Origin of the sequence: Nocardia sp. NPDC050175, assembly GCF_044459885.1 — a bacterium.
Classification (GTDB): Bacteria; Actinomycetota; Actinomycetes; order Mycobacteriales; family Mycobacteriaceae; genus Nocardia.
Window position 1 is genome coordinate 142,086 of sequence record NZ_JBITJI010000011.1, and the last position, 19,943, is coordinate 162,028.

Below are 19,943 nucleotides of genomic sequence, written 5' to 3' on the forward strand. Positions count from 1 at the left end.
ACGCGATCAGCTCGCGCATTTCGCACAGTGCGAAGAGTGCTCACAACAGCAGGCCGCCTGCCCTTCGGCCCGGACCTCCGACGCGGCCTCTTCGAGGTAGCGGCTCAGCACCGGCCCGATCTCCGCGAGCGCCTCGGGAGAGGTCATCTCGCCGTGTGCGCAGGCGACGAAGTGCTCGTGCACCGCACCGTCGACAAACGGGTACCAGGCCGCCGCACCCCTGGCCGAGACGATCCGGCCGTGCTCGTCGACGGGCGCGGAATCCGTCTCCGCGGTGAAATACAGCAGGTCTCCGGTGTAACCGCGCGGCTTGAACCGGAACCCCATGCGCGAGCACGCGAGATAACTGGCATACAACCGCTCGACGTGCGCGGCGGTCAGCGACGCGAACCGGCCCTGATGCGCACGCAGCAGCGCGGCGGCCTGCTCGGCAGTGACTTCGTCCATCACCCTGGCCGCATCACCGAGCAGCGCGCTGAGCAGCTGACCGGCGGTCGGATCGGCGACCTCCAGGTCGCCCTCGATGAGCCGAGTGTCCAGCATGGACAGCAGCGCCACTCGATCACCGGCCTCATCGAGGCACCCGGCGATCTCATAGGCGATCACTCCGCCCAGCGACCAACCGAGCAGATGGTAAGGCCCGTTCGGCTGTACCTTCTTGATCTCCGCGACATAGTGTTCGGCGAGCAGCTCGACCGTGTCGACCTCGGCACCGGCCTCGACCAGGTCGGTGATCTGCAACCCGTAGACGGGCCGCTCGGGCCCGAGATGCGCGAGTAGCCCTGCGTAACTCCAGGATTCGCCGCTCACCGAATGCACACAAAACAGCGGCGCCGCCGTGCCCTGCGCCCGAATCGGCAGCATCGTCTGGAAGGCCGCGTCGATCGTGCCCGCGACGCCATGAGCGCCCGGCTCGAGCCGGGCGGCGACACCGGCCGGCGTGGGATCGAGGAACAGTGCCTGCACCGGCACGTCGAACCCGTGCCGCGCACGCACCACCGAGACCACTCGCGTTGCCAGCAGCGAACTTCCGCCGAGCTCGAAGAAACTGTCGTCCGCGCCCACCGAATCCAGACCGAGGACCTCCGCGAAGGCCTCGCACAGTGCCGACTCCGCCGCCGACCGCGGTGCCCGATAACCCGCACCCGCCCGCAGCACCGGTTCCGGCAGCGTCGCCCGATCCAATTTCCCGGCAGGCGTGCGCGGCAACGTGTCCAACACGGTGATCGACTGCGGCACCATGTAATTCGGCACCCGGTTCGACAGATAACCCGCCAGCTCACTCGCTCCGCATTCGGCGGCGGGCGTCAGCTGCACGTAGGATGCCAAAATCGTTGTCCCGTTCGGCATCTCGTACCCGGAGGTGGTGGCATACGCGACCTCGGGATGACTCACCAGCGCCGAGTCGATCTCGCCGAGCTCGATCCGGAAACCGCGGATCTTCACCTGATGGTCGGCCCGACCGAGCAGGACGAGCTCACCGGCGGCCGTCCACCGCGCCAGATCACCGGTGCGATACATCCGTTCACCCACCCCGCCATGCGGATTCGCGACGAACCTACCCGCGGTCAGACCCGGCCGCCGGTGATAGCCGCGCGCCAGTCCGACCCCGGCGAGATAGAGCTCACCCGCCACTCCGGGCGGCACCGGATGCAACCGCGCGTCGAGCACGGCGACCCCGGCGCCACGGATCGGCCGGCCGAGCACCACCGGCCCGCCCGGCCGCATCGGCTCGGAAATGGTCACCGCGACAGTCGCTTCGGTCGGCCCGTAGGCGTTGAGCATGTCCCGATCGGGTGCCCAGCGCTCGACCAGTTCCGTACCGCACGCGTCGCCGCCGACCACCAGCAGCCGCAACCGCGGCAACGGCCAGCGCACCGCGTCGATACTCGCCAGCGCCGCGGGGGTGATGGCGGCGTGCGTGATTCGCTCCCGAGCCAGGAACTCGGCCAGCGCGTCGCCGCCGAAGATGTCGGTCGGCGCGATCACCATCGTCGCGCCCGCGCACAACGCCATCAGCAGCTCCAGCACCGAGATGTCGAAGCTCGGCGACCCGATGTGCAGCGTCCGCGAATCCTGGTGCACCCGATACCGATCGCGTTGCTCGGCCGCGAAACTGGCCAACCCACGGTGGGTTACCGCGACACCCTTGGGTGTGCCGGTGGAGCCGGAGGTGTAGATGACATAGGCGAGGTCATCTACGCGAACCGCGCGCACCCGATCCACATCGGTGACCGACGCCGCGTCGAACGCGTCCAGATCCGAAGCCACCAGCCACGGCACGGTATCGGGCAGGCTCGCCGCGCCGTCCGCCGTGGTGAGACCGACCCGAGCCCCGGAGTCCGACAGCACCGACCGAATCCGCTCGGCCGGATGACCGCGATCGATCGGCAGGAACGCGGCGCCCGCCTTGGCGACCCCGAGCCAGCCGATCACGTTGTCCACCGACCGTGCGTATCCCAGCGCGACAACATCATTCGCGCCGATACCACGGCCGATCAACATCCGGGCGAGCCGGTTCGCCCGCGCGTCGAGTTCACGATAGGTCAGCCGCACCGAACCGGCCTGCACCGCAACGTGGTCGGGCGACTGTTCGACAACCGCGGCGAAGTAGTCGGCCAAAGTGACCGCGGCAGTCGCGGGCCGTCCGCGCACAGCCGCCAACGCCGCCCGCTCCGTCGCGCTGAGAATCTCGATATCCCCGACAATGACCGCCGGGTTCGCGGCCACCGCCGACAGCACCCTGGCGAACCGGCGACCGATCAGCTCGGCCGTCGCGTCGTCGAACAAGTCCGTCGCATAGGTCAGGCACACCTCGAGCCCACCCGCGCGACGATCGGCGGAATAGGACTCGGTCAGCGCGAACTGCAAGTCCCACTTGGCAATACCGGCCTCGATCTCCGCCGCGACCACCTCGACCCCCGGCAGCGCCACGTGTACCGGCGCCGAACTGTCCACCGACACCATGATCTGGAACAGCGGATGCCGTGCGGTCGAGCGAACCGGGTTGAGCACCTCGACCAGCCGCTCGAACGGCACCTCCGCGTGGGCGAACGCATCGACATCGATATCGCGCTGCCGCGCAAGCAGATCCGTGAACGACTCGCTCGGATCGATCCGAGTCCGCAACACCACCGTGTTCACGAACATCCCGATCACCTCGTCCAACTCGGCCTCGCCACGACCGGCGATCGGCGTACCGACCGCTACATCCGGCACCCCCGAAATCCGGGCCAGCAGCACCATCAGCGCGGCATGCACCGCCATGAACAAGGTGGCATTGTGCGAGCGCGCCAATTCGACAAGCGCGTGATGGGTTTCGGCATCGATGGCGAACCCGACCCGACCGCCACGAAAGGACTGCACTGCGGGCCGCGGCCGATCGTAGGGAAGGGAGAGCTCGTCGGGCAGATCGGCCAGCTGAGACCGCCAGTAGGCCAACTGAATCGCCGCCGCGCTGCCGGGCATCGACTCGTCGCCGATCGTATCCCGCTGCCAGAGACTGTAATCCGCGTACTGAACAGGCAAAGGCACCCATTGCGGAGCTTGTCCACCCTGACGTGCACGATAGGCCGCCATCAGATCGGCACACAACGGCGTCAGCGACCAGCCGTCGGCCGCGATGTGCTGAATGACGACCGCAAGGACATAGTCGTGGTCGCCCGTGCGCAGCAGCTCGACCCGCAACGCCGTGTCGATCGTCAAGTCGAATCCGCGCCGAGCCAACGCCCGCAGATGGACCTCGACCTCGGCGGGGGACAGGTCGGTGAGCGGCATCGCGGGCGCAACACCTGCCGCAGGCAGGATCACCTGACTCGGGCCGTCCGGACCGTCGGGAAAGATCGTCCGCAGCGCTTCATGCCGATCGATCACATCCGCCAACGCCGCGCGCAGCGCCTCGATATCGAGATCGCCCCGCATCCGCAAGGCGAACGGAATGTTGTACGTACCGGATTCGGGATCGAACCGGTTGATGAACCACAGCCGTTGCTGCTGCGGTGACAGCGGGATCCGGGCCGGCCTGGGCCGAACGTGCAACGCGATCCGCGCAGCGGCCCCCGTCTGCTCGGCCAACCGCGCGGCGAGCGTTGCGACGGTCGCCTGCTCGAGCAGCAACCGAACCGGCACCTTGGTGTTCAGCGCGGCACCGAGCCGGGACGCGACCCGGGTCGCCGCCAGTGAATTCCCGCCGAGCGCAAAGAAGCTGTCGTCCAATCCGATTCGGTCCACCCCGAGCACCTCGGCGAAGACGCGCGCCACACCCTGCTCGATCGGCGTCCGCGGCGCGCGGTACGCCGTCACCTCCGGTACGGGTGCGGGCAATGCGCGGCGATCCAATTTGCCGTTGGCGGTCAACGGAATTGCCTCGACCACCACGAAGGCCGCCGGAATCATGTACTCGGGCAGCAGCGATCCGGCGTGGTCCCGCAGTGCCGCGATATCGGGATGCCCGACCACATACGCCACTATCCGCCGGTCACCCGGCTCGTCCTCGCGCACGATCACGGCCGTCTGCCGCACCGCATCGTGTTCGAGCAGCGCCGCCTCGATCTCGCCGAGCTCGATCCGGAAACCGCGGATCTTCACCTGATGGTCGGCCCGGCCGAGATATTCGAGCCCCCGATCGGGGCGCCACCGCCCGAGATCACCGGACCGATACAACAGCGCCCCCGGCCCGCCGAACCGATTCGCCACGAACCGGCTCGCCGTCAACGCGGGCCGACCGAGATAACCGCGGGCCAGTTGATCGCCCGCCACGTAGATCTCACCCGCCACCCCCGGCGGGACCAGCCGCAACCTGCTGTCCAGCAACAGAATCCGCAGCCCGGGGATCGCCCGGCCGACGCCACCGGCGTTCGGTGCGGCAACGGCGGCCCGGTCCAGCCCGCCGAACGTCACATGCACCGTGGTCTCGGTGATGCCGTACATATTCACCAGCCGTGGCCGCGAATCATCGTGCCGCGCATACCAGTCCGTCAGCCGACGCACTTCGAGCGCCTCGCCGCCGAACACCAGGTACCGCAACGCCAGCGGCGGCAGACCGGCGCGCTCGACCCGATCCGCCTCGGCCAGTTGATAGAACGCCGACGGCGTCTGATTCAGCACCGTGACCCGCTCGCGCCGCAACAGCTCCAGGAACTGGGCAGGCGAACGCGAGGTGTAGTAGTCGACCACCACCAGCGAACCGCCGTGCAGCAGCGCGCCCCACAACTCCCACACCGAGAAGTCGAAGGCCGCCGAATGGAACATCGTCCACACGTCGCGCTCATCGAATCCGAAGAACTCCTCGGTCCGGGTAAACAGCTGTGCCACATTGCGATGCGGGATCTGCACGCCCTTCGGCCGTCCGGTCGAGCCGGACGTATAGATCACATACGCGACATTGCGCGGCACCAACGGCGCGCGACGATCGGCGTCGGTGATCGCCGCGGTGTCGAACCGGGACAACGCCGCCCAATCGACCTCGATGGCAGGCAATCCGGCAGGCAGCTCAACGCTATGGGAAGAGGAAACGACGACACACACCGGACGCGCATCGCCGAGCAGGTACTGGATCCGATCCGCCGGAGAGCTCGGATCGATCGGCAGATACCCACCGCCCGCCTTGAGCACCGCGAGCAGCGCGACGACAAGGTCCAGCGACCTCGGCACCACAACGGCCACCAGCGATTCCGGGCCGACCCCGGCCTCGATCAGCCTGCGCCCCAACCGATTCGCCCGAGCATCGAGCTCGCCATAGCTGAGCGACTCGTCGAGAAACTTCACCGCCGTCGCCCCGGCATGCGCCTTCGCGGCAGCTTCGAACAACTCCACCAAGGTCACCTCGGGTGCCGCAACTCCGGTCGCGGCATCCTCCACCTCGACCAAGCTGCGTTCGGTCGCGCTCATCAGTGCCAGCTCGGACACCGCGGTTTCCGGTGCCGCGGCAAGGAATTCGGCGAGATAGTCGAGAAAGCGCCGATGATGATCGCGGAGCTCATCGACCGCATAACGGTCCGGATTGGCGACGAAGTCGACGTGCAGACCGGCATCACGCGGCCCGTTGTAGATGTTGATCGACAGATCCTCGACGGGCCCGGTGGACACCACATGGGTGGATCCCACAGCTTCGCCGAGTCGAATCTCGTTGTGGAACAACATGATATTGATGCTCGGCCCGAACAGGCCGCGCGAGCCACGGCCTGCGTCATGGTCGCGCCGGATGTCCTCATGGCGATAACGCTGATGCGCCAGCACGGCCGTGATCTGCCGATGGGTCTGCTCGGCAAGCTCGTCGATCCGCGCGCCCTCGGCGACCGGGATGTACAGCGGCACCACATTCGAGACGAACCCCGCGGAGCAGCGCAGCCCGACCGTGGTACGCGCCGTCACCGGAAGACTCAGCACGACATCGCGATTCCCGCTGGCGGCGGCCAGATACGCGGCCAGCCCGGCAACGAACAACGCGGGTCGCGACACCCGCAGCGCCGTCCGGGCGGCGTCGAGCAGGCCGGCCGCGTCGTCGGTGAGGATGCCCGCCTCGACCAGCCGCTGCCGGTTCGCGGGCGCGGCCCGGCCACTCAGCGTGAACACCTCGGGCAGGTGCGACACCTGCTCCTGCCAGAACCGCTTGTCCTCGAGGAAGTCCGCGGACGCGCGGTAGTCCCGCTCCATCCGGTAGATCGTGTACAGCGACTCGGCCATGGTCCGGCTCGCCTCGACGCCGTTGCGCAGCGCGTTGTACCGCTCCGCGATCCGCAGGAACAGCAGCATGCCGCCGTATCCGTCGATGGCGATGTGGTGCATCTTCCCGTACCAGAAGTATTCGGCGACACCGGTTTGCAGCACCACGTTCCGCGCGAGCGGGGTACCGGCGACATCCATCGGCACCGTCACATCGCGTTCGATCCACTGCAGCGCCGCCGCGCGCGGATTCTCGGCGCCCCGCAGATCCACGTGCAGCACGCCGAGCGGCACTCCCGGATCGACCAGTTGACACGGCTGGTCGCCGATCTCGACGACGCGCACCTGCAGGCTCTGCATATCGAAACCGCAGCGATAGATGGCCTCGGCGAGCAACTCGACGTCCAGTTCGCCACGCAGCTCGACATATTGTGAAACGGTCTGCGGCAACTCCGGGGCGACCTGCTGCACATTCCAGATGCCTAGCTGAGCGTGCGATAGCGGGAACGGGTTCTCGGCGTCCGGTCGGTCGGACTCCGCGGGCGGGTCAGTCACTGCTGCTGACATCAGATCGCTCCGTTCCGTCGAGTTGTCGTCACACCGCCTGCGAGGCACCCGTGCCAGCAAGCCCACCGCCAGCGCGGCGCGGGCGGCGGTACTGTGATTCAGCACGAGGACCGGACGAAAACCGCTCGTCCGCAAACTTTCAGAGAACTTCAAGTGCGTGATTCGGAGCGACCAGTCTGTCGGATCTAAACTGTGATCCAGATCACTTGATCTTGCTTCGAGATGCTATCGGCTCAGATGTCCGAGAATGGTCAACGGCTCCGACGTTCCTGACGAGCGGTGCCACCGCGGTGCCGACTACCCAGAGGAGTTGCCGTGAAATACATGATCCTGAGCTACGGCTCGCAGCAGGACTACGACGGCATGGCGGGCAAGGGCACCGGCAAGCCCGCCTGGACGGCCGCGGAGGTGGCGGCGATGGTCGAATTCATGACCGACTTCAACAACGGGCTGGAGGCGTCCGGCGAGTTGGTGGAGACTCGCGCGCTGGTCGATCCGGTGCACACCCGGCGGATCGGCAGTAAGGACGGCGCACCGTTCGTCACCGACGGACCGTATGCCGAAACGCAGGAAGTCCTCGCGGGCTACTGGATCATCGAGTGCGAAAGCTTCGATCGCGCTACCGAAATCGCGGCCGGGCTCGGCAAGTGCCCGGGGCCCGCGCATATCGCCGACACGGCATATGCGGATGTGCGGCCGCTCGCCGAGGCGCCGCCAGAGTTCGGCTGATATGTCGAATGATGGGGTGGCGGACCTGCTGCGCGTCTCCACGCCGCAGGTCCTCGCCGCCTTGGTGCGTCGCTACGGTCATTTCGATTCCGCCGAGGACGCGGTGCAGGAGGCGCTGCTCGCCGCGGCGACGCAATGGCCTACCCAAGGCGTTCCCGACAATCCGCGAGCCTGGCTGATCACGGTCGCGTCTCGCAGACTGACCGATCTGCTGCGCGGCGAGCAGGCCCGAAAACAGCGCGAGGAGACGGTCGCTCGGTGGGCGCTGCCGGAGGATTGGCTGACCCCACCCGCCGATCGGCAGCCGACGGATTCCGACGACACCCTGATCCTGCTGTTCCTGTGCTGTCACCCGGCACTCTCGCCTTCGTCCCAGGTCGCGCTCACGTTGCGTGCCGTCGGCGGCCTGACCACCGCCGAGATCGCCCGCGCCTTCCTGGTTTCCGAGCCGACCATGACCAAGCGCATCGGCCGAGCCAAGAAAACGATCAAGGACAGCGGCGTGCCCTTCGCGCCCCCGGCCCTCGGCGATCGCGACGCGCGCCTCGCCGCGGTGCTGCACGTGCTCTACCTGATCTTCACCGAGGGCTACGCCGCCACCTCCGGCCCGAGCCTGCACCGCGTCGAATTGTCCACGGAGGCAATCCGGCTCACCCGCCTGGTGCACCGGCTGCTGCCCGACGACGCCGAGGTGGCGGGCCTGCTGGCGTTGCTGCTGCTCACCGATGCCCGCCGCGAGGCGCGCACCGGACCCGGCGGTGAGCTCGTCCCGATGGAAGATCAGGACCGCACCCGCTGGCACGCCGAATTCATCGCCGAGGGCATCGCGCTCATCACCGCGGCCCTGCCGCGCGGCGTGCCCGGCCCGTACCAACTCCAGGCCGCGATCGCCGCGCTGCACGACGAGGCGCCGAGCTACTCGGCGACCGACTGGCCGCAGATCATGCTGCTCTACGAACGCCTGCTCGCCCTCGTCGACAATCCGATGATCGCGCTCAACCACGCAGTCGCGGTATCCATGGCCCGCGGCCCGCACGCGGGCCTGAAACTGGTCGACGACCTCGAAGCCGACGGCCGCATCGCCGACGACCACCGCCTGCACGCCGTACGCGCCCACCTGCTGGAGTCCACCGGCGACACCGCGGCCGCCCGCGCCGCGTATCTCCTTGCGGCGCAACGGGCTATGAGCCTGCCGCAACAGCGGTACCTGAACGCCCGCGCGGCCCGTCTCGATCCGGGACCGACCTCGGTATGAACTTGTCGGTGCCGACCGGAATACTCGACCGCTGTCGCACCATGAACCGTCATCAGGAGGATCCCGGATGCCCAGCGAGCTCGAAGACCTGCCCTACGCGCGCCACCTCGCGCCACTGGAAGGCGACCTCGAGCCGGAAGGCGACTACGACTGCGTGCATCTGGACGGCGGTGAGCTCGACGAGGTCGACGTGCAGAACGCCCGCTTCAGCGAGTCGGCGTTCACCTCGATGGCCTTCAACAGGGGCAGCATGCGCCACACCAGATTCGCCGACGTCTGGCTGCGCAACGTCCGCTGGATCGGCACCGAGCTCGCCGACACCGGCTGGATCGACGGCGAGGTCATCGCCGGCGCCATGTCCGGCGTCGACCTGGCGGGCGCCCGGCTGCGCCGAGTGCGCTTCGAGGGCTGCAAGTTCGACTCCGTCAACTTCCGCACCGCACAACTCCGCGACGTCACCTTCGTCGAATGCGTCTTGCGCGACTGCGATTTCGGCGACGCCACCCTCGCCAACGTCACCTTCCCCGGCTCGATCCTGGAAAGCCTGGTCATGAACCGGGTCAAACTGACAAAGGTCGACCTGCGCGGCGCCCGCGCCCTCGACATCACCGACGGCCTGGATTCCCTCCGCGGCGCGACCATCGACAACGGCCAATTGATGGAATTGGCACCAGCTTTCGCCCGCCACCTCGGCATCGCGGTCCGGAACTCCTGATAGCCCTGGGGCCTCGCTACTCCATTGCTAATGTTTCATCTAGCGTCGAGTTCGAACGTCTGGCTCCGAGCAGTGAGGAGGCCGACCCGTGCAAGCCTTGCGAATGCTGGCTCTTGTCGTTGTCCCGGTGGTGGCGGCGCTGCTGGTCGGCGGATGCTCTGATGACAAGGTCGAACATCCGGGCAACGGTGAGCTGGATGCCTTTTACACCCAGCAGGTCAAATGGGTCCGCTGCGTGAAAAGTGGACCGAGCGACTGGTTCCCGGACGCACCCGCGGACGGCCGCAGGTGTGCCCGCATACTCGCGCCGTTGAATTATCACGCGATCGGTCGACCGGCTCCCGATTCGGGGTCGACGGTTTCGCTCGCTGTCGCGCGGTTGCCCGCCGAGGCCGAGAAACACGGCACCCTGCTGCTGATCAGCGGTGGCCCCGGCGGGACCGGCCTATCGATGCTGGACATGGCGTTCCCTGAACAGATTCGCCGACACTACGACATCGTCTCCTACGACCCCCGCGGCGTCGGTCGCTCGACACCGCGGATCTGGTGTGATCCCACCGGCGCTGACCGCACGGAGTATTCGGATTCGGTGGCGGCGACCGAGGCGTGGCGGCGGGCATTCGTCTATTCGTGTATGCGCGGCACCGCCTCGAAAGTGCTGGAGCACATCGGTTCCGACGAGGCCGCCGATGACATCGACGTCCTGCGTGGCGTACTCGGTGAGTCGCAGCTGAATATTCTTGCGGTGTCCTACGGTACGCAGGTCGCGGCGATGTACATCGACCGTTTCCCGCACGGCTATCGCGCCGCCGTGCTCGACGGCGTCGTCGATGTCGCCGAGAACAACACCCAGATGCGCGTAGGTCAGGAGAAGGGCTTTCAGGAGACCTTCGATCGGGTGGCCGCCTTCTGTGTCGGCCGGTACCGCGCGGAAGGGCACCCGGATTGCCCACTCGGCGACGATCCGGACCAGGCGCAGAACGTCTTTCGCGGCATCCTGCGCGACGCGAAGGACCATCCCGTCCCCGCGGGCGCGGCGCGCGCGGTCGAGCCGATCGCCATCCTGAGAGCGTTGATCGCGAGCTACCTGTGGCCCGAAGGCTGGGCACCCTATCTCGATGCGCTCGGCGCGGTCCGGCACGGAGACGGCGCCCCGATGCGCAAACTAGCCAGCTCGGAGACCGGTCTCGCCTATTGGACCTCGGACATGTACGAAAATGCACTCGAGGTGATCACCTGCGCCGACATCGCGGCGCCGACTGACGATCGGGCCGCGCGGCAAGCCGACGAGGCGGCGGTGTACGACGCCGCGACCTTCGACGACTACGAACCACGTCGCACCGAGTTCCCACTGGACATCTGCGATTTCTGGCCGTTCTCGGGGACAGCCAAGGGATTCCGGCCGCATCGCGCCGACGCTTCGGCGCCGGTGCTGCTCGTCGGCACGAGGCACGACCCGACCACTCCGCTGCGCAACGCAGAGCGCATGGCGGACTACCTGGCCAGCCCGCTGCTGACGCGGGAGGGTGACGGGCACGCCGTCGTCTTCGACGATGTCAACCAGTGCATCGACGGCCTCGTCGTGCGCTACCTTCTTGATCCGTCGTCGGCCCGAAACGCGGTGTGTGAGTAGCGATCAAGCGTCGGCGCGGGCGATCGTCGCGGCCACACCGTCGAGTACGACCGCCAGGCCGAACTCGAAATCGTCCTGGGCGGGGTCGGGAGTGGATGGCGGCGGGGCCGATTCGAACAGGTCGGAGTGGAAGAGTTCGGCCGCGTCGGGGAAGCGTGCCGGGTCGATCAGGCGGGCCATGTGGCGGCTGTAGTCGCGGTTCGTTTCGGTCTCGTCGAGACCGGTTGTGCGCCTGCCCTGTTCGAGTTGCTGGGCGAGTAGGTCGGCCTGGCGGACGTAGCCGCTGACCACCGTCACCACGCCGACCTTCGCGCCGGCGTCGAGGCCGGTGCCGCGCAGGGCGCGCAGGCCCGCGTCCATCCAGCCGATGGCACCGGGGCCGCTGGGTGGCCCGGCGATCGGCAGCTGGGTCAGCCAGGGGCGCTGCCGGTGCACGGACCAGAGGGCGACGGCCCATTCGCGCAGTGGCGGGCGCCAATCACCTGCTGGCGCAGGGTAAGTCGGCGGCGGGCCGGTGCCCGCGTCGCCCATGAGGACGAGCAGCTCCTCCTTGGAGCCGATGTGGCGATAGAGCGACATCGGTGTGACGCCGAGGGTTTCGGCGATCTTCGGCAAGGTCGCACCCGACAGCCCGTCTCGGTCCGCCAGCTGCACGGCGGTACGGACGACGAGATCGACATCCAGCCCGGCCGGGCGGCCCAGCCGCGGACCGATGGGCAGGCGCCACAGGCGGACCAACTCGTTCGGCGGGGTGTCGTCGGCCATCGTGCGGTTCGCCTCCTCAGCGCTTGTGCTCGAACGGCCGGAACGTTAGCATGCGTCATATAGTATAAGACATATACTAAAGAGGAAAGAGCCTGGTCGCCGCGATGTGGGCGGCAGGTCAGCGAAAGTGAGAGTCCATGGACAGCACCGTCATCAGACGCACCACCGGCACGGCGGGCCTGGTCGCCACGATCCTGATGCTCGTCGAATTACCGCTCTACTTCGTCTACGACGGCCCACCGCCGGACTGGAACATCATCACCCGCAGCATGTTCGGACTCATCGGCAATACGCTGCTCGTGGTGTTCATGATCGGGCTGCCGTATCTGCTGCGGACGCGTGGTCCGGAGTACGCGTGGATCGGCTCGATCAGCGCGGTCGCCGGGGTGATGTGGCTGACGGTCAGCGCGGTCTCGATCTGCCTCGAGGTCGGCGCGACCATCGCCGCACCCGACCCGATCGATCCCACCATCGCCGTCACCGGCACATATCTGCTCTACGGCTCGCTGTCGAAGCTGCTGATCGCCTTGTTCCTGACGGCCTTCGGCTTCGCGATCGCGGGCACCGCGCTACTGCCGCGCTGGACCATGTGGTCGGCGTTCGGCTTGGCCGTGATCCATCTGGTCTTTGTGCCGTCGATGTTCTTCGGGAACGAGCCCGCGAACTTCTATGCGGCCAACGGCTGGGGCACGACGGCGACAACGGGCGGACTGACCATTCTCTGGCTGCTCGCGGTGAGCGTCACCGTGTTGCGCGCGAAGTCGGTCCGGACTACTTGAGCGGCAGCGCCTGATTCATCCCGCCGACCTCGGTGATCTTCCACTCCGAATGCTGGTCGACCGTCACCGTGTAGGTGGCGGTCACCTGACCGGCCTGCGGGCTCTGCACATTCGAGATGGTGAGATCCACGAACACGTTCACCGTGTACACCCCGTTGTTCCGCGCGGTCACCTTGGCGGTCACCGGGGTGGCGGTCGAGGTCCACTTCAACGGCGTGAGCAGTTCGCCCATCTTCGGGCCGACGGCATCGAACTTGCTCGCCAGCGCGGGAGCGGTGTTGGCCTTCAACTTGCCGATCCACGTGTTGATGTCGGCGTAGTTGATGGTCGACGCGCCCACGGCGTAGTCGGTGGCGATCTGTTCGGCGTGCCGATCGTCCGCCGCCGCGGCCCGTCCGTCGGCCAGCTCGCCGCGCGCGCGGGCCAGGAAGATCGACAGCGCGATCACGGCCAGCACGAGCACTGCGATAACGGCGCCACGAATGAGCGTGGGAATCTCGATACTCACCGACCGGCCGCTGAGACGGCGAGCGGGTTCCGTTGGCGCGGTGGGGGATTCGATCGTCTTAGTCAGCTCTGGCATAGCCGGTAACTCCGTCTGGTCTATTTGACAGTGAGCTGCAGGTGCAGCGCGCCATCCGGACTGGTGGCGTTCAGTGCCTGCGAGATGAGGGCGCCGAGGTCGATCTGGCGCGCCACCCCGGTGGTGGCGGCGACCACCGGTTGGAACACCGGAAGCAGGGCCTGCAGGTCCGGCCCGAGCAGGTTGATCTTCGCGGCGACTTCTTTCAGCAGCGGGATCAAGCCGATGGTCTGGTCGGTGTCGATGAGATAGTCGCCCGGAATGTCGCCCGACCGGGCGATCCGGGCGACGGCGGCGGCGACTTCGGCGACCCGCGGCCCGAATTCGGCCCACGGTCCGGCCGCCTTATCCAATTCCGGTCCGGCCCAGGACATTTCGGAGGCGCGCGACTGTAGGTCCACCAGCATCTTGCGGATCACGTCGGTCCGGCTGAGCAGCGTCGCCGCCAGCAGATCGGTGGATCGGGACAGCTGCGGAATGACGGATTCGGTTCCCGCCAAACCCTGGTCGAACGTCGCGACGATGCCCGCGATCGCCTTCGGATCGAGCTGCTCGAGCAATCGCGTTGCGGCGCGCGCGACTTCGGGGATCGAGACCGGCTTGGCGACGGTGGTCGCGTCGACCCGCTGACCGTCCCGCAGATAAGGCCCGCCCGCCGCGGTCGGCCGGAACTCGAGATACGGCTCGCCGAGACCCGAAAGCGCCTCTATCCGAGCCGAACTCGCCGTCGGAATCCGATACTCGGCGTCGAACCGAAACGCCACCACGACCGACGGCCCCTGATGCGCCACGGACGTCACCTGGCCGATCTCGATGCCCGACAACAACACCTTGGACCGCGGCAGCAGCCCGCCGGAGTCCGTGAGCAGCATGGTCGCGCTGGTGCTGTCCTTGAACCAGTCGACCCGGACCACGCCGAAGGTGAGATACGAACCGACGAGAATCAGGATCGCGCCGATCGAACCGAGCGACGCGATCGAGCCCAGGTGCCTCATCGGACGACTCCGATCATCCGCAGCGCGTCGATCATTCGCGCGACCTGCTCGTCGGCGTCCGCCGGGCTCGCACCTTCGATGCCGACGTGCGTGACATTGATCTTCGGTCCCCGCTCGGCGAACGGGATGACCTTGTCCCGCAACAGCGCAACCACCCGGTTGAGGTTGGACGGCGAGTTCAGATCGAGGGGACGATTCGCGAACAGCAACGGCACCAGCGCCTTTGCCGTCGCGTCACCGGCTTCCAGCGCGGGCCCGAGCCACTGCACCGCATGCCCGACGACGCCGAGTCCGCCGACCACGCCGAGCGTCAGCACCAGCGACTGCGCGTCCGCGGGAATCTCCACGGCGCCACGATCGCTCAGCAATGCGTCGAGCTGGGTCGGATTGTCCAGCACCGCATTGAGATCCTTCTCGATCGCGTCCAGCATCCGGTCTACCGAGCCCGTGTCGGCCGCGACGTCCTGTGCGTCGCGGCCGAGTACGTCGAAGATCCGCGCTGTTTCCGTGGGTTGCTCCGGTAGCACCGCGTTCACCCGGTTGATGATGTCCTGGGCTTGTTGCAGCGCGCCACCGCCGACGAAGGTCGACATGCCGGCCAGCAGGTCCTCCACCTGCAACGCGGCCTTGGTCTGGCGCAGCGGGATGGTGCCGCCGTCCGGGATCATGTCGGCGAAACCCGTTGCCGGGGTGGTGAGTCCGATGTAGATGTCGCCCAGAAAGGTGTTCTGCCGCAGCTGCGCAGTAGTACTCGCGGGCAACTTCACCGAACTCGATATCGCGACGATGGCATCGACGCGGCCGCTGCTCGTCGCGGTCGGGTCCACCACGTGCACCGAGCGCAGGCTGCCGATCTGCGCGCCATTGGCCACCACCTTCGCCTGCGTGGGCAGGTTGAGCGCGTTGGCGAGTTCGATGCGCACCTGATAGGTCGGACCGGACACCGACGCGCCCGGCACCGGCACCGTGGCCGGGTCGAACGCGCAGCCGGACGCAGTCAGCAGCACGGCCGCCGCAGCGGCGACTACGGCGGACTCGAGTCTGAATCGTCTTGTCCCAGAAGTACTCACCGCGCACCCACCGATCCCAGGATCATCGGCACCACATCTACCGCGGACAGACCATTCGCCGCCGAGCCACACCGGCCGGGGCTCACCGCATTGATCGCCGCACACACCTGATCCGCCTGTTCCTGCGGCAGCGCCACTTTCGGTGCCGCGTAGGTGATCCGGGGCCAGCCGGTCGCCGGATCGATCGACTGCTGGAAGGCCTGCACGATCGCCGGGATCATGTTCACGACCTGTTGCAGCGAACCGACATTCGCGGCCAGCAGCCGCAACCCGGGCACGGCACCGTCGAGCGCGCCGAGCAACGGCCTGCCGTAATCGCGGGCGAGGCGGTTGAGCCACGGCAACAGGACCAGCAGCGAATCGACGATCTGCACGACCCTCGACCAGATGTCGTTGACGAACGCGATGCCGGTATTCGCCCGCACCAGCACCGTGGCGATATCGTCCCAGTTCGTCGAGATGCTCCCGGCGATCGAGGCGAACGCGTCGATCAGGTGCCCGATATTGCCGATCGCGGCATCCGGTTGCCGCAGCGCACCGGCCAGATCCTTGATCAGGGTGTTGAGTCGCGGGCCGGTGTCGGCGGTGGCCGCTTGCAGAGCGTTGACACCGTCTCGGATTCGGGTCTGATCGGCGGGATTGTTGCCCCCGCCGAGCTGAGCCGCGAGCTGGGAGAAGCCTTCCAGCGTCTGGCTGATGCTCTTCGGCGTGAAAGTCTTGGTGAGGCAACGGCTCCGGTCCCATTCGGCCGGGGCCGTCGGCTCACCGAAGACGGCGAGCGTGCGGTCGGCGACCAGACTGTCCGAGAGAGTGGTCGCGGTGGGCTGCCCGCGCAGCGGATGATCGGCCGCCACCTCGAAATCGACCCGGACGGCGGTGCCCTCCGGCCGGATCGCGGTGACCTTGCCGACCGGAATGCCAAGGGTGGTCACCTGATTGCCGGTGTACAGGCCGACGGCGTCCGGCATCAGCGCGCAGTAGCTCAGCATCTTCTTGGCCGGATCGAACGCGATGACGTACCCCGTCACCGCGACGACGGCCAGCAGCAGCGCACCGACCACGGTGACGAAACCCGGTGCGGCAAGCAGACGTTTCATCAGCACCCCCGCCCCGGCACCGGCACACACACGTGCGGCGCGAGCGCGGTCTGGTCGATCACGATCCCGTCCGGTCCCGCGGTGGCGGCGACCAGGCGATCGCGGAATTCCCGCCACGCCGGAATCGCGACGTCCAGTTGCGCCCCGAGCTCGGCCAGCTGCGGCAGCGTCTCGCGCAGCTTCCCGGCCAGCGGCTCCAGGACCTCCCGCGACGACGGCTCCAGCGCGGCGATCCTGGACAGCAGTTGCGCGGTGATCCGCAGCGCCACCTCGATCTCGGCCCGCTTGTCCAGTCCCTCGGTGAGCAGCACCCCGATCTGGCGCACGAATACACCTACCAGGCCCTTGTTCTGGTCGATGGTGCCGAGGAACTCGTTCATCACCGTGAGTGCACGCGACACCTCGGCGTTCTGGCGGTTCAAGATGTCCACGAACGATTGCACCGACCCGCCGATCCGGCGCAATGCGTCCGGGCTCTGATCCAGCGAATCCTGCAGGGCCGCCAGGTTTTTCCGCAGCGTATCTCCGTCGACGTCGCGGGTGGGCTGCGCGGCGTCCTGCAAGGTGCGGATCAGGCTGTAGGGCAGTCGCGTGCGATCAATCGGAATAGCTTTGTTGCCGAGCGGCTTCGAGCCCGCGGGGAACACCGCTACGTAGTGACCGCCGACCGCGGTGAGCATACGCAGCTCCAGCGAGGTCGCGTCGCCGAGGAACACGCCCCGCTTGACGGTGAAGGTCATTCGCACCCGATCCGGCTTCAGTTCCAGCCCGGTGACCGCGCCGACGGTGATCCCCGCGACGCGCACCTGATCGCCCGCCTTCACCGACTGCGCCTCGGCCAGTTCGGCCGTGTAGGTCGACTTGCCGATCGGCACCACATAGATCGCCGCGGTGATCACCAGCAGTACCGCGACGAACGCGGCACCCAGCAGACCGAGCCGCAACTCACGCCGATTCTTCGTGGCCTCATGCCGGTCGACGTGCGCGTGATCCGGAATCAGCTTGTGCAGCAAGCCCTTCGGGGGCGTCACCCGTTGCATATAGTGATCCTCTGCCCGGCCACCAGAATCTTCATGACCTCCGGCAGCTCGGCCGAACCCTTCGAACACGTCAGGTTCACCTCGCTCGCCGCGGCACCGGCGGGCGGCAGCACGGCACTGAGCGCCTGCAGCAGTCCGGGCAGCCTGCCGAGCAGGTCGAGTGCCGCCTGCGGGTCGGGAAACAGCAGCCGTAGATCGGTCATCAGATCCGGGTTGGTGTTCTCGGTGAAGCCGAGGGTGTCCATCAGGCTGTTGAGCGGCGCGAGCGCGGACGGTGCGACGGCGGCGAAATCGAGGAGTCCGTCCAGCTTTTCGCGGAACGCGGTGAACACGTCGGCGATCCCGCGCAGCAGGGTGACCAGATGCGGTGAGCGGCCGCCGATCTGGCTGGAGATGGTGCTGAGGTTGGCCACGATGGTGCTGATCACCGCCTGCCGATCGGTGGCGAATCGGCTGAGTTTGTCGAGGGATTCCAGCGCGGGCCCGATGCCGGAGCCGTTGCCGTCGATCACGGCAAGGACGTTCTCGGTGAACTGGTTGAGCGCGCCGGGGGAGAACTGGGCGATGACCGGCTGTAACCCGTTGAACAGCTGGGTGACATCGAACGACGGAATCGTATTCGCCTCGGCGATGGTCGAATCCGGCCGCAGCCGGGTGCCAGGACGGTCCGGCTGCTTGATGTCGACATAGCGTTGCCCAGTGAGCGATTGATACCGGATGGCGAGCACACTGGCGTCGTAGACCGGCCGATCCCGCTGCACGGAGAACCGGACCACCGCCGTCGCGCCGTCGAGGTCGATCGCGCTGACCTTGCCGACCTGCACCCCGAACATGCGCACGTCATCGCCGGTCTTCAAGCCGCTCGCATCGGTGAACCGCGCGCGAAAGTCGTCGGTGTCGCCGCCGATCGGCCGGGTGATCGCCTGCGCGACCATCACCAGCAGCACCACCATCGCGACCGCGAACACGCTGAGCCGCACCACGATCGACCGGATCGGCAATTGCTTCATCGAACACCCCCGAGGCCCGGCCGGCCGAACAGTGGCGTCGCGATGCCCGGCATGCCGCGCAGCACCACGTCCACGTTCACCGCGGGCCCGTCCGGAGTATCGGCGAACATCCGGTTCAGCCGGTCGATCAGCTCGGTGCCCTCGGCCCGGGTCCGTTGCGGGGCGGGCACTGTCGCGGCCATGGCTTCCAGCAGCGGCGTGAGCATCTGGGCGTAGCCGAGGAATTGGCCGCGCGCCGCGTCACCGACCTGGCCGATCGCCGGGAACACATCGTTGACGACCATGCCGATGAACGCGTCGTACTTCGCCCGATCGTTGACGAACACCTCGATATTCATGACGGCATCGAGCAGCCGGAAGGTGGCCGAGGTGAAGGAGCCGATCCCGCCGAACAGCGCGGCGTACTGATCGAGCAGGTACGGCGTCGGGTAGCGCTGGGTGTCGGCGACCGCGCGGCTGAGCGCGACCATGGACTGCAACAGTGGTGTGAAGGCGTGTAAGTCGCCGTTGAACCGGGTGATCAGCTCGGTCAGCTTCGGGGTGAGCACCTCGGTGGAGGTCTCGGTGAGAGAGCGCAGCAGGCTGCCCATCGTCACATCGGTCGCCTTGTCGGCGTTGCGGCCCGCCAGATCGACGACCGTGCCCGCGTGCAGCGCCGCGCCGCCGGTGGCCCGGCGCAGGGTGAGCGCGCTGATCCCGAACAGGTTGTCCGGCGCGTAGTCGACGGTGAAAGCGTCGGTGAGCGAAGATGTTTCGGCGCGGTTCAGATCCAGGGTGATCAACTGCCGACCTTGGTCGGCGCTGGTGATAGTGGCGATCTCGCCGACCGTCACCCCATCCATCCGCACCTTGGTGCCCGGGATGACCCCTTCGCCGATCTGCTCGGTGCGCAACTGAATTCGCACCCGGTCGGCGTCCGCGTTGTCGAAAACGCCGCGCCAGCCGAGGGTGACCACGGTGGCCGTGACGAGGGCGAGCGCACCGATGACCAGTGAGCCGCGGCGCGTCATCGAGACGCCGGGCATGCTGTAGTTCGGCATCA

The 19,943-nt window shown here is 67.4% G+C and carries 14 protein-coding genes; 5 read left to right on the top strand and 9 right to left on the bottom strand.

Annotation, left to right across the window (positions count from 1 at the left end; translation table 11 throughout):
• Nucleotides 1-6: 6 nt before the first annotated feature.
• The gene (locus ACIBK2_RS32255) at nt 7-7,230 is read right to left on the bottom strand and encodes an amino acid adenylation domain-containing protein (protein WP_396972719.1); all 7,224 of its coding nucleotides are present in this window, start codon (nt 7,228-7,230) and stop codon (nt 7-9) included.
• A gap of 324 nt (nt 7,231-7,554) precedes the next feature.
• Between ACIBK2_RS32255 and ACIBK2_RS32260 the strand changes: the two genes are divergently transcribed.
• The 4 genes from ACIBK2_RS32260 (at nt 7,555) to ACIBK2_RS32275 (ending at nt 11,562) form a co-directional block, all read left to right on the top strand.
• Nucleotides 7,555-7,959 (top strand): YciI family protein, encoded by a 405-nt coding sequence (locus tag ACIBK2_RS32260; RefSeq protein ID WP_396973064.1) that lies wholly within the window; start codon nt 7,555-7,557, stop codon nt 7,957-7,959.
• Between the two features lies 1 nt (nt 7,960).
• Nucleotides 7,961-9,214, top strand: coding sequence for an RNA polymerase sigma factor (locus ACIBK2_RS32265; RefSeq protein WP_396972721.1), 1,254 nt, complete (start codon nt 7,961-7,963; stop codon nt 9,212-9,214).
• A gap of 67 nt (nt 9,215-9,281) precedes the next feature.
• Entirely contained in the window at nt 9,282-9,929 is a 648-nt protein-coding gene (locus ACIBK2_RS32270; RefSeq protein WP_396972723.1) for a pentapeptide repeat-containing protein, read from the top strand.
• Nucleotides 9,930-10,017: 88 nt separating this feature from the next.
• On the top strand, nt 10,018-11,562 hold the full coding sequence (locus tag ACIBK2_RS32275; protein WP_396972725.1) for an alpha/beta hydrolase: 1,545 nt from the start codon (nt 10,018-10,020) through the stop codon (nt 11,560-11,562).
• A gap of 3 nt (nt 11,563-11,565) precedes the next feature.
• Here ACIBK2_RS32275 and ACIBK2_RS32280 read toward each other — a convergent pair whose 3' ends face one another.
• The gene (locus ACIBK2_RS32280; protein WP_396972727.1) at nt 11,566-12,327 is read right to left on the bottom strand and encodes a TetR/AcrR family transcriptional regulator; all 762 of its coding nucleotides are present in this window, start codon (nt 12,325-12,327) and stop codon (nt 11,566-11,568) included.
• A gap of 137 nt (nt 12,328-12,464) precedes the next feature.
• Here ACIBK2_RS32280 and ACIBK2_RS32285 point away from each other — a divergent pair, with 137 nt between their 5' ends.
• Nucleotides 12,465-13,106: a hypothetical protein gene (locus tag ACIBK2_RS32285; RefSeq protein ID WP_396972729.1), complete on the top strand. Its 642-nt coding sequence runs from the start codon at nt 12,465-12,467 to the stop codon at nt 13,104-13,106.
• Here ACIBK2_RS32285 and ACIBK2_RS32290 read toward each other — a convergent pair.
• The 7 genes from ACIBK2_RS32290 to ACIBK2_RS32320 are packed head-to-tail and all read right to left on the bottom strand — an operon-like array spanning nt 13,099 to nt 19,941.
• A complete protein-coding gene (locus tag ACIBK2_RS32290) occupies nt 13,099-13,689 on the bottom strand; it encodes a hypothetical protein (RefSeq protein ID WP_396972731.1) in 591 nt (196 codons plus the stop codon). The two genes, ACIBK2_RS32285 and ACIBK2_RS32290, sit on opposite strands and share 8 nt — an antisense overlap.
• Before the next feature lie 20 nt (nt 13,690-13,709).
• Entirely contained in the window at nt 13,710-14,684 is a 975-nt protein-coding gene (locus ACIBK2_RS32295; protein ID WP_396972732.1) for an MlaD family protein, read from the bottom strand.
• Nucleotides 14,681-15,754: an MlaD family protein gene (locus tag ACIBK2_RS32300; protein ID WP_396972734.1), complete on the bottom strand. Its 1,074-nt coding sequence runs from the start codon at nt 15,752-15,754 to the stop codon at nt 14,681-14,683. Before ACIBK2_RS32300 ends, ACIBK2_RS32295 begins: the two co-directional genes overlap by 4 nt.
• Nucleotides 15,751-16,851 (bottom strand): MlaD family protein, encoded by a 1,101-nt coding sequence (locus tag ACIBK2_RS32305; RefSeq protein ID WP_396972736.1) that lies wholly within the window; start codon nt 16,849-16,851, stop codon nt 15,751-15,753. Before ACIBK2_RS32305 ends, ACIBK2_RS32300 begins: the two co-directional genes overlap by 4 nt.
• Nucleotides 16,851-17,891 carry an MlaD family protein gene (locus tag ACIBK2_RS32310; RefSeq protein WP_396972738.1) on the bottom strand — a complete coding sequence of 347 codons (1,041 nt, stop codon included), beginning with the start codon at nt 17,889-17,891 and terminating at the stop codon, nt 16,851-16,853. Before ACIBK2_RS32310 ends, ACIBK2_RS32305 begins: the two co-directional genes overlap by 1 nt.
• Nucleotides 17,879-18,901 (bottom strand): MCE family protein, encoded by a 1,023-nt coding sequence (locus ACIBK2_RS32315; RefSeq protein ID WP_396972740.1) that lies wholly within the window; start codon nt 18,899-18,901, stop codon nt 17,879-17,881. The genes ACIBK2_RS32310 and ACIBK2_RS32315 overlap by 13 nt, the downstream gene beginning before the upstream one ends.
• The gene (locus ACIBK2_RS32320) at nt 18,898-19,941 is read right to left on the bottom strand and encodes an MlaD family protein (protein WP_396972742.1); all 1,044 of its coding nucleotides are present in this window, start codon (nt 19,939-19,941) and stop codon (nt 18,898-18,900) included. The genes ACIBK2_RS32315 and ACIBK2_RS32320 overlap by 4 nt, the downstream gene beginning before the upstream one ends.
• Between the last annotated feature and the right edge of the window lie 2 nt (nt 19,942-19,943).

Coding starts and splice junctions, on each gene's coding strand:
- ACIBK2_RS32255 (WP_396972719.1), bottom strand. CDS start 7,230: ATGTCAGCAGCAGTGACTGACCCGCCCGCGGAGTCCGACCGACCGGAC.
- ACIBK2_RS32260 (WP_396973064.1), top strand. CDS start 7,555: ATGATCCTGAGCTACGGCTCGCAGCAGGACTACGACGGCATGGCGGGC.
- ACIBK2_RS32265 (WP_396972721.1), top strand. CDS start 7,961: ATGTCGAATGATGGGGTGGCGGACCTGCTGCGCGTCTCCACGCCGCAG.
- ACIBK2_RS32270 (WP_396972723.1), top strand. CDS start 9,282: ATGCCCAGCGAGCTCGAAGACCTGCCCTACGCGCGCCACCTCGCGCCA.
- ACIBK2_RS32280 (WP_396972727.1), bottom strand. CDS start 12,327: ATGGCCGACGACACCCCGCCGAACGAGTTGGTCCGCCTGTGGCGCCTG.
- ACIBK2_RS32285 (WP_396972729.1), top strand. CDS start 12,465: ATGGACAGCACCGTCATCAGACGCACCACCGGCACGGCGGGCCTGGTC.
- ACIBK2_RS32290 (WP_396972731.1), bottom strand. CDS start 13,689: ATGCCAGAGCTGACTAAGACGATCGAATCCCCCACCGCGCCAACGGAA.
- ACIBK2_RS32295 (WP_396972732.1), bottom strand. CDS start 14,684: ATGAGGCACCTGGGCTCGATCGCGTCGCTCGGTTCGATCGGCGCGATC.
- ACIBK2_RS32305 (WP_396972736.1), bottom strand. CDS start 16,851: ATGAAACGTCTGCTTGCCGCACCGGGTTTCGTCACCGTGGTCGGTGCG.
- ACIBK2_RS32310 (WP_396972738.1), bottom strand. CDS start 17,891: ATGCAACGGGTGACGCCCCCGAAGGGCTTGCTGCACAAGCTGATTCCG.
- ACIBK2_RS32315 (WP_396972740.1), bottom strand. CDS start 18,901: ATGAAGCAATTGCCGATCCGGTCGATCGTGGTGCGGCTCAGCGTGTTC.
- ACIBK2_RS32320 (WP_396972742.1), bottom strand. CDS start 19,941: ATGCCGAACTACAGCATGCCCGGCGTCTCGATGACGCGCCGCGGCTCA.